Origin of the sequence: Streptomyces sp. 4N124, assembly GCF_052245395.1 — a bacterium.
Taxonomy (GTDB): domain Bacteria; phylum Actinomycetota; class Actinomycetes; order Streptomycetales; family Streptomycetaceae; genus Streptomyces.
Window position 1 is genome coordinate 22,809 of the sequence record NZ_JBQQBS010000086.1, and the last position, 7,036, is coordinate 29,844.

Here is a 7,036-nt window from a genome sequence, read left to right on the forward strand (position 1 = left end):
GCACGCTAATCACAACAGCCCGCAGAGTCTTGCCGATTTCTCACGGTCGGCTTGCCTGGAGTGCACTCCAAGGCCATAGCGTTGAGGCCATGACGGTGATGGACACCACGAGTACCAGGACCGACACCTGCGCAGGCCCGCCGCATGTCGACCGGCGGCCGGACGGCCAGGACAGCTACACGATCAGCGAGGTCGCCGCGTTCACCGGCCTGACCGCACACACCCTGCGCTGGTACGAGCGCATCGGTCTGATGCCGCACATCGACCGCTCGCACACCGGCCAGCGCCGCTACAGCAACCGCGACCTGGACTGGCTCGACCTCGTCGGCAAGCTCCGGCTCACCGGCATGCCGGTCGCCGACATGGTGCGGTACGCCGAGCTGGTGCGCGAGGGCGACCACACCTACGGCGAACGGTACGAACTCCTGGAGGCGACCCGACGGGACGTACGCGCCCGGATCGCGGAGCTGAACGACACCCTCGCCGTACTCGACCGGAAGATCAACTTCTACGCGGACGCCGGGCGTGCCCTGGCGTCGGAGAGGCCCCGATGACCGACAGCACCAGGATCCCGACGACCCGACTGGGCGAGCACGGCGGCCCCGAGGTCGGCGTCCAGGGCCTCGGCTGCATGGGTATGAGCTTCGCCTACGGTCCGACGGACGAGAAGGAGTCCCGGGCCACCCTGGAGCGGGCGCTGGAACTGGGCGTCACCCTGTACGACACGGCGGACGCGTACGGCGCCGGGGAGAACGAGAAGTTCCTGTCCCCCTTCTTCAAGGCCCACCGCGACGAGATCGTCATCGCCACCAAGTTCGCCCTGTCGATCCCGCCGGACGACCCGACGCGGCGCATCATCCGCAACGATCCGCCGTACATCCGCCAGGCCGTCGAGGCGAGCCTGAAGCGCCTGGACGTCGACGTCATCGACCTCTACTACATGCACCGCCGGGACGTGAACGTCCCCATCGAGGAGACCGTCGGCGTCATGGCCGAACTGGTCCGTGAGGGCAAGGTCAAGCACCTGGGCCTGAGCGAGGTGACGGCCGCCGAGCTGCGCACCGCCCACGCCGTCCACCCCATCACGGCCGTGCAGTCCGAGTGGTCGCTGTTCAGCCGTGACATCGAGGCGCACGTGATTCCCGCGGCCCGCGATCTGGGCGTGGCGCTGGTGCCGTACTCCCCGCTCGGCCGGGGCTTCCTCACGGGCTCCTTCGCCGCAGCCGACAAGGACCTGACGCCCGACGACTTCCGCCGCCAGCAGCCCCGCTACACCGGCGACAACGCGGCCGCCAACGTGGCGCTCCTGGACTCGATCCGCGCAGTCGCCGACTCCCACGGCGCCTCCCTCGGCCAGATCGCCCTCGCCTGGGTCCACCAACAGGCAGCCCTGCAGGGCCTCCCCGCGGTCCCGATCCCGGGCACCCGCAAGCCGAGCCGGGTGGAGGAGAACACGGCGGCGACGAGGATCACGCTGGGCGAGGAGGACCTGGCGTTGCTGGACCCGATCGCCGGGAAGGTGGCAGGCAACCGGTACGCGGACATGACGTTCACATCGGCAGGCAGGGAGTAAGTAACAACGCGGGGGACTGCGCCGACCTAAAGGGGCGCGGGGAACTGCGCGACCAGCCACGGACGGCCCGCAGCCACCCGACAACCGAACCCGGCAGACACTAAAGCTCGGCCAACAACTCGGCCTTCTTGAGCGAGAACTCCTCATCGGTCACCAGCCCCGCCTGATGCAGTTCCCCGAGGTGACGGATCCGCTCGGCAATATCCGCAGGATCCCGGCGCGGCGCAGCCGTCGCCGGGACAGCCGCCACCCCCGCGGAGCGAACCGCCGCCAGGACCGCCGCCGCAAACGGCAACGACTCATGCACGGGCCCGTACCCCAACCCGAACACCACAGCCCCCGGATCCTGATCGGCCTGCGCAGGCGGCGGCACAGCCGCATCGCGCCGCAGCAACCGCAGATACCCCTCGAAGACCTCCGGCGACCGCCACTCCACCCCACTCAGGTCACCGACGGCGAACGTCTGATCCCCGGCCTTCCACTTCGCGGACGACGCCCCGGTCCAGAACCACCGGAACGACACCGAACGCCCATCGAACGACGCCTTCGCGTCGTACGCCTTGAAGGCCCGCGGAGCTTCCGGCGCGGCCACCAGATACCGTTCCGCCGGCCCGCTCTCGGTCAGCGCGGCCCGCAGCTCGTCGGCGTAGTACTCGGCGAGCGTCTCCTTGTCGGCCGGCAACACCAGCCGGTAGGGATCGCTGCCCTCCTTCAGCTGGCCGGCGGCGGCCTCCAGCAGCGGATCCGCGCCCGGCCGCGGCTCGGCCCGCAGGATCACCGTGCCGCGCTTGCCGTGCGTGAGCGTCACCCCTTGCAGAGCCGCGAGCGGCACGCGCCGCTCGCCGAGCACCTGGAACAGCTTGGGTGTTCGAATCCCCCGTTCGTAACGGATGAGCACGGAGTCGGACTCGAACTCCCAGGCGGCATGAAATCCGGCCAGTACGTCACCCATGCGGCTCATCGTATGCGGCACGAGCTCCTTCGTCCCCTCCCCGCGCAAACCGCAGTTTCTTGCGCCTCTACGCGCGTCCGGCCGTGGCGCTGTCGGACAAACCCGCCCGGCAGCCTTCGTCATCGTCGGCGCAGTGCACCGAGCGGTACGCGCCAATGCCGATCTCGGCGAAGTTCAGCAGACTCTCCGTACCGGGCTCGAAATAGCCGCCGTGTCCCTTCGCGTCCCGTGCCCCCAGCACCCGCGCCCCGAACGCACGGGACATCGGGTCGGCACCGTGCCCCAGCCCGCCGAGCTCCAGGTAGGGCACGTCCTCGATCCAGTCGTCGGCGTCCCGCATCGCCCACACATGAGCGGAGGTGCGCAGATGGGACGCCTTGGCGACCCGCATGCCAGGGCTGCCGGCCACCGCTATGTCGGCCACCCGGCCGGGCAGCGTGTGCGCGGCGAGCCCGCACACCACGGAGCCGTAGCTGTGGCAGAACAGCGAGACGGCCGAGCGTCCCGGCAGCGCCCTGACCAGTGAGTTCAGTCGTACGGCTCCCTCGGCGGCGCGTGTCGCGGTGGCCGAGTCGATGCCGAGACCGGCGGGGGCGGTGTAGTCGGCCCAGGCGATCACGGCCGTACGCGTCGAGGGGCTCGCCTCGCGCTCGGCGTTGTAGAGGGATTCGGCCATACCGGCGGCCGCCGTGTACTTGCGGCCCGTCTTCTGGAAGGAGAGCAGGTCCGTGTCGACACCGGGCACGACAACGGAGACGCGCTCGGCCTTGTTCAGGTTGCCGAAGACCTCGGCGACCCGCCCTCCGCCCGCGGGGTCGAAGGCGAGGATCTTGCGCTCTGCCTGCATCAGCGACTCGAGGCGGTGCATACGGCGACCCGCCTCCTGCTGCCCGTCTGGCGTCAGGCGTTCGTCGTGCATGCGTTTTCGCTCGACCTTGCGTGCCTCGTCGATGGCGATCCGGTTGGCGCGGTAGCGCAGCTCGACCGGGGCGCCGTTCATATTGCCGACCGCGAGGGAGTAGCGCTGCGCGAGGTCGATGCGCTGCGCCGCGGTGAGCGTGGCGAAGAAGCGGGTGAGCAGGGCGGGACCGGCGTCCGGGTCGGGGAGTCGGTGACCGTTGATACGGCCGTGCTCCCACGCGGTGACCGAGGCCTGGAGCGGGGTGGACGTCCGCTGGTGGCGCAGGGCGGTCCAGCCCGTGGTCGCCAGCATCACGAACACCACGGCCAGCGCGAGCAGTGCGCGCCAGACGTTCAATTGGGGAGAGGTGTCGAAGGAAGTCACTGGGAGGACACACTAGGAGAACGAGACGGTCTCGCGTTAACCAAGTGACGGGGATCACGTTTGGGGGTTACGTGACGATGACCTCAGTTCGTTCGCCAGTTCCCCATCAGCCCCGGTCCCAGTTGTTCCAGGTAGGTGGCGGTCAGCTCGCGCATCGCTGTCAGGCTGAAGTCGTCCCCTTCGGACCACATCCGCTCCGTGACCCTGATGACCGAGCCGAAGACCGCCACGACGAGACGCGGTCGCGGATCGGCGTCCACGTCGAGCCCCTCGCGCTCGGCGATGATGCGCGCGATCTCCTCCTCCAGCTCCGCCGAGCGCCGGAGATGGGCGGCGAGCAGGGAGGGCGTCGATTCGATCATCCGGTAGATACGCATGTGCAGTTCGAGCGGCACCACTTCCTCGATGGCTTCGCCGATGGTGTCCCAGCTCTCCAGGACGGCCCGGCGCAGCGCCTCCAGCGGAGTCTCGTGGGGCGGGCGGGCTCGTATGGCGTCGACGAAGCGGGACTCGGCGAGGCGTGCGGCGAAGAAGGCGGCCTCCTCCTTGCTCGCGAAGTAGCGGAAGAAGGTGCGCTGCGAGACCTCGACGGCCTCGGTGATGTCGTCGACGGTCGTCTGCTCGTACCCGCGCGTGGTGAACAGTTCGAGCGCGGCGCGTAGCAGCGCGTCCCGGGTGCGCTGTTTCTTGCGTTCGCGCAGTGTTTCCATGTGTGTCAGTTACCGGCTTGTGAATTGGTTTGTCAATTGTCAGTGGCTGTCATTAGCCTCGAACGCATGACTAGTCAGACCACCATCGACAAGACGGGGCCGGGGGACAAAGCACCACAAGCCCCGTCGGACGCGAGCCCGGTCAAGGGGCTGCGCGGCCACCCGTGGTTCACCCTCATAACCGTCGCCGTCGGCGTCATGATGGTGGCCCTCGACGGCACCATCGTGGCCATCGCCAACCCGGCGATCCAGCAGGACCTCGGCGCCACCTTCGCCGAGGTCCAGTGGATCACCAACGGCTACTTCCTCGCCCTCGCGGTCGCCCTGATCACCGCGGGCAAGCTCGGTGACCGCTTCGGCCACCGGCAGACCTTCCTGATCGGCGTCGTCGGCTTCGCCGCCGCGTCCGGCGCCATCGGACTGTCCAGCAGCATCGGGCTCGTCGTCACCTTCCGCGTTCTGCAGGGCCTGTTCGGCGCCCTGCTGATGCCGGCCGCGCTCGGCCTGCTCCGGGCCACCTTCCCCGCCGAGAAGCTCAACATGGCCATCGGCATCTGGGGCATGGTCATCGGCGCCTCCACCGCCGGCGGCCCGATCCTCGGCGGCGTCCTCGTCGAGCACGTCAACTGGCAGTCGGTGTTCTTCATCAACGTGCCCGTCGGCATCCTGGCCGTCGCCCTGGGCGTGTGGATCCTCCTCGACCACCGTGCCGAGAACGCGCCGCGCTCCTTCGACATCCTCGGCATCGGCCTGCTCTCGGGCGCGATGTTCTGCCTGGTCTGGGCGCTGATCAACGCGCCCGAGTGGGGCTGGGGCGCGGGGAAGACCTGGCTGTTCGTGGCGGCGTCGGTGCTGGGCTTCGTGCTGTTCGCGCTGTGGGAGAAGAGGGTCAAGGAACCGCTGATCCCGCTGGCCCTGTTCCGCTCGATCCCGCTGTCCGCGGGCGTGGTCCTGATGGTTCTGATGGCCATCGCCTTCATGGGCGGCCTGTTCTTCGTGACGTTCTACTTGCAGAACGTGCACGGTATGGGCCCGATCGACGCCGGTCTGCACCTGCTCCCGCTCACCGGGATGATGATCATCGGCTCCCCGCTGGCGGGCGCGATGATCACCAAGCTCGGCCCGCGCGTGCCGCTGGCCGGCGGCATGGCGTGCACCGCCATCGCCATGTACGGCATGTCCACGCTGGAGACGGACACGAGCAGCGGCCTGATGTCCCTCTGGTTCGCGCTCCTGGGCCTCGGCCTCGCGCCGGTCATGGTCGGCGCCACCGAGGTCATCGTCGGCAACGCCCCGATGGAGCTCTCCGGCGTCGCGGGCGGCCTCCAGCAGGCCGCGATGCAGATCGGCGGCAGCCTCGGTACGGCCGTGCTGGGCGCCGTGATGGCCTCCAAGGTCGACAGCGACCTCGCGGGCAACTGGGCGGACGCGGGCCTTCCGCAGCTCACCCCGGCACAGGAGGCCCAGGCCTCCGAAGCGGTCCAGGTCGGCATGGCCCCGATCGCCAAGGGCACGCCGGAGGCGATCGCCGCGAAGATCACCGACGTGGCCCACGACACCTTCATCTCCGGCATGAGCCTGGCGTCCTTGGTGGCGGCGGGAGTTGCCGCGGTGGCCGTGCTGGTCGCGTTCCTCACCAAGCGGGGCGAGAACGCGGAGGCGGGAGCGGGGGCGGCCCACATCTAGGCGCTCAACACCGCGGAATCTGCGGCGATTTCGCCCATCAGGGTGACAACGCTAAAGATTCCTCGCACCCGGCACGCGCCGCGGTTCACAGTGGTCACGTCCTTCGTACGGCATGTTCCAGAGGCAAGTTCGTACGACGAGAAGGGCGACCGGGACTGCGGCGCGCTGCCGGAGGGGGGCGGCGCACCGCAGTCCCGCAGGATTAGGAACGGCACCCGGGGTACTCGTCCCGCCGACCGAACCGATCGACGGGCCCCGGGAGTTGACATGGCGGGCTTCGGACACGGAACGCGCAGGTACCCCCGCTCACGTGGCCGGACGTGGTCACGGACCGGGCCGGATCGCGCGACCCTCGGCATCATCGGAGCGATCTGCGCCATCGCCGGCTTCTTCACCCTGGGCATCATCCTTGGCCCCGTGGCCATGGCCTGCGGCTGGCTCTCCATGGGCCGAACCTGGTCAACAGCCCGCCCACTCCCGGCCCTCATCGCCCTCGTCCTCGGCACGATCGACACCCTCCTGGCCATCCTCTGGCTAGCAGGCACAACAACCCCAGGCCAGGGCCTCCTCTAAGCGCAAACCCGCGGGCCGGTGGGGGCTGGTCGCGCAGTTCCCCCCGCCCCTAGGTCGGCACGCTTGCCGCAAACTGCGGGCATGCGTGCCGCGAGGACGGCGCCCACCCCGGCAGGCGGCGACGTAGGTCGCCAAGCTGCGGGCATGCGTGCCGCCTGGGGCGGCACGGGTGGGCGCTGGGGGTCCCCCCTCTGGGGGAGGCACCCCGCAAGCGCCGGGCTGCGCGACTCGCCCTCGCCTCAGCCACCGCGCCGTGC

The 7,036-nt window shown here is 69.5% G+C and carries 7 protein-coding genes; 4 read left to right on the forward strand and 3 right to left on the reverse strand.

Features of this window, described 5'->3' with window-relative positions; translation table 11 throughout:
* The first annotated feature begins 89 nt into the window (after positions 1–89).
* Both ACTWQO_RS44930 and ACTWQO_RS44935 read left to right on the forward strand, forming a co-directional pair.
* A complete protein-coding gene (locus ACTWQO_RS44930; protein ID WP_210573932.1) occupies positions 90–554 on the forward strand; it encodes a MerR family transcriptional regulator in 465 nt (154 codons plus the stop codon).
* Positions 551–1,573, forward strand: a complete 1,023-nt coding sequence (locus ACTWQO_RS44935; protein ID WP_443243181.1) for an aldo/keto reductase — start codon at positions 551–553, stop codon at positions 1,571–1,573. The genes ACTWQO_RS44930 and ACTWQO_RS44935 overlap by 4 nt, the downstream gene beginning before the upstream one ends.
* A gap of 100 nt (positions 1,574–1,673) precedes the next feature.
* On the opposite strand, the gene ACTWQO_RS44940 is transcribed toward ACTWQO_RS44935, so the two are convergent.
* From ACTWQO_RS44940 to ACTWQO_RS44950, 3 genes are all read right to left on the reverse strand, one after another.
* Complete coding sequence (locus ACTWQO_RS44940) at positions 1,674–2,534, reverse strand: DUF4429 domain-containing protein (RefSeq protein ID WP_443243186.1); 861 nt, start codon at positions 2,532–2,534, stop codon at positions 1,674–1,676.
* 58 nt (positions 2,535–2,592) lie between these two features.
* A complete protein-coding gene (locus ACTWQO_RS44945) occupies positions 2,593–3,810 on the reverse strand; it encodes an alpha/beta hydrolase (RefSeq protein WP_443243182.1) in 1,218 nt (405 codons plus the stop codon).
* An 83-nt stretch (positions 3,811–3,893) separates the two neighbouring features.
* Positions 3,894–4,520 carry a TetR family transcriptional regulator gene (locus ACTWQO_RS44950; RefSeq protein ID WP_443243183.1) on the reverse strand — a complete coding sequence of 209 codons (627 nt, stop codon included), beginning with the start codon at positions 4,518–4,520 and terminating at the stop codon, positions 3,894–3,896.
* A 66-nt stretch (positions 4,521–4,586) separates the two neighbouring features.
* Between ACTWQO_RS44950 and ACTWQO_RS44955 the strand changes: the two genes are divergently transcribed.
* Both ACTWQO_RS44955 and ACTWQO_RS44960 read left to right on the forward strand, forming a co-directional pair.
* Positions 4,587–6,206 (forward strand): MFS transporter, encoded by a 1,620-nt coding sequence (locus ACTWQO_RS44955; protein WP_443243184.1) that lies wholly within the window; start codon positions 4,587–4,589, stop codon positions 6,204–6,206.
* A gap of 267 nt (positions 6,207–6,473) precedes the next feature.
* The gene (locus ACTWQO_RS44960; RefSeq protein ID WP_443243185.1) at positions 6,474–6,779 is read left to right on the forward strand and encodes a small hydrophobic protein; all 306 of its coding nucleotides are present in this window, start codon (positions 6,474–6,476) and stop codon (positions 6,777–6,779) included.
* Positions 6,780–7,036: the final 257 nt, after the last annotated feature.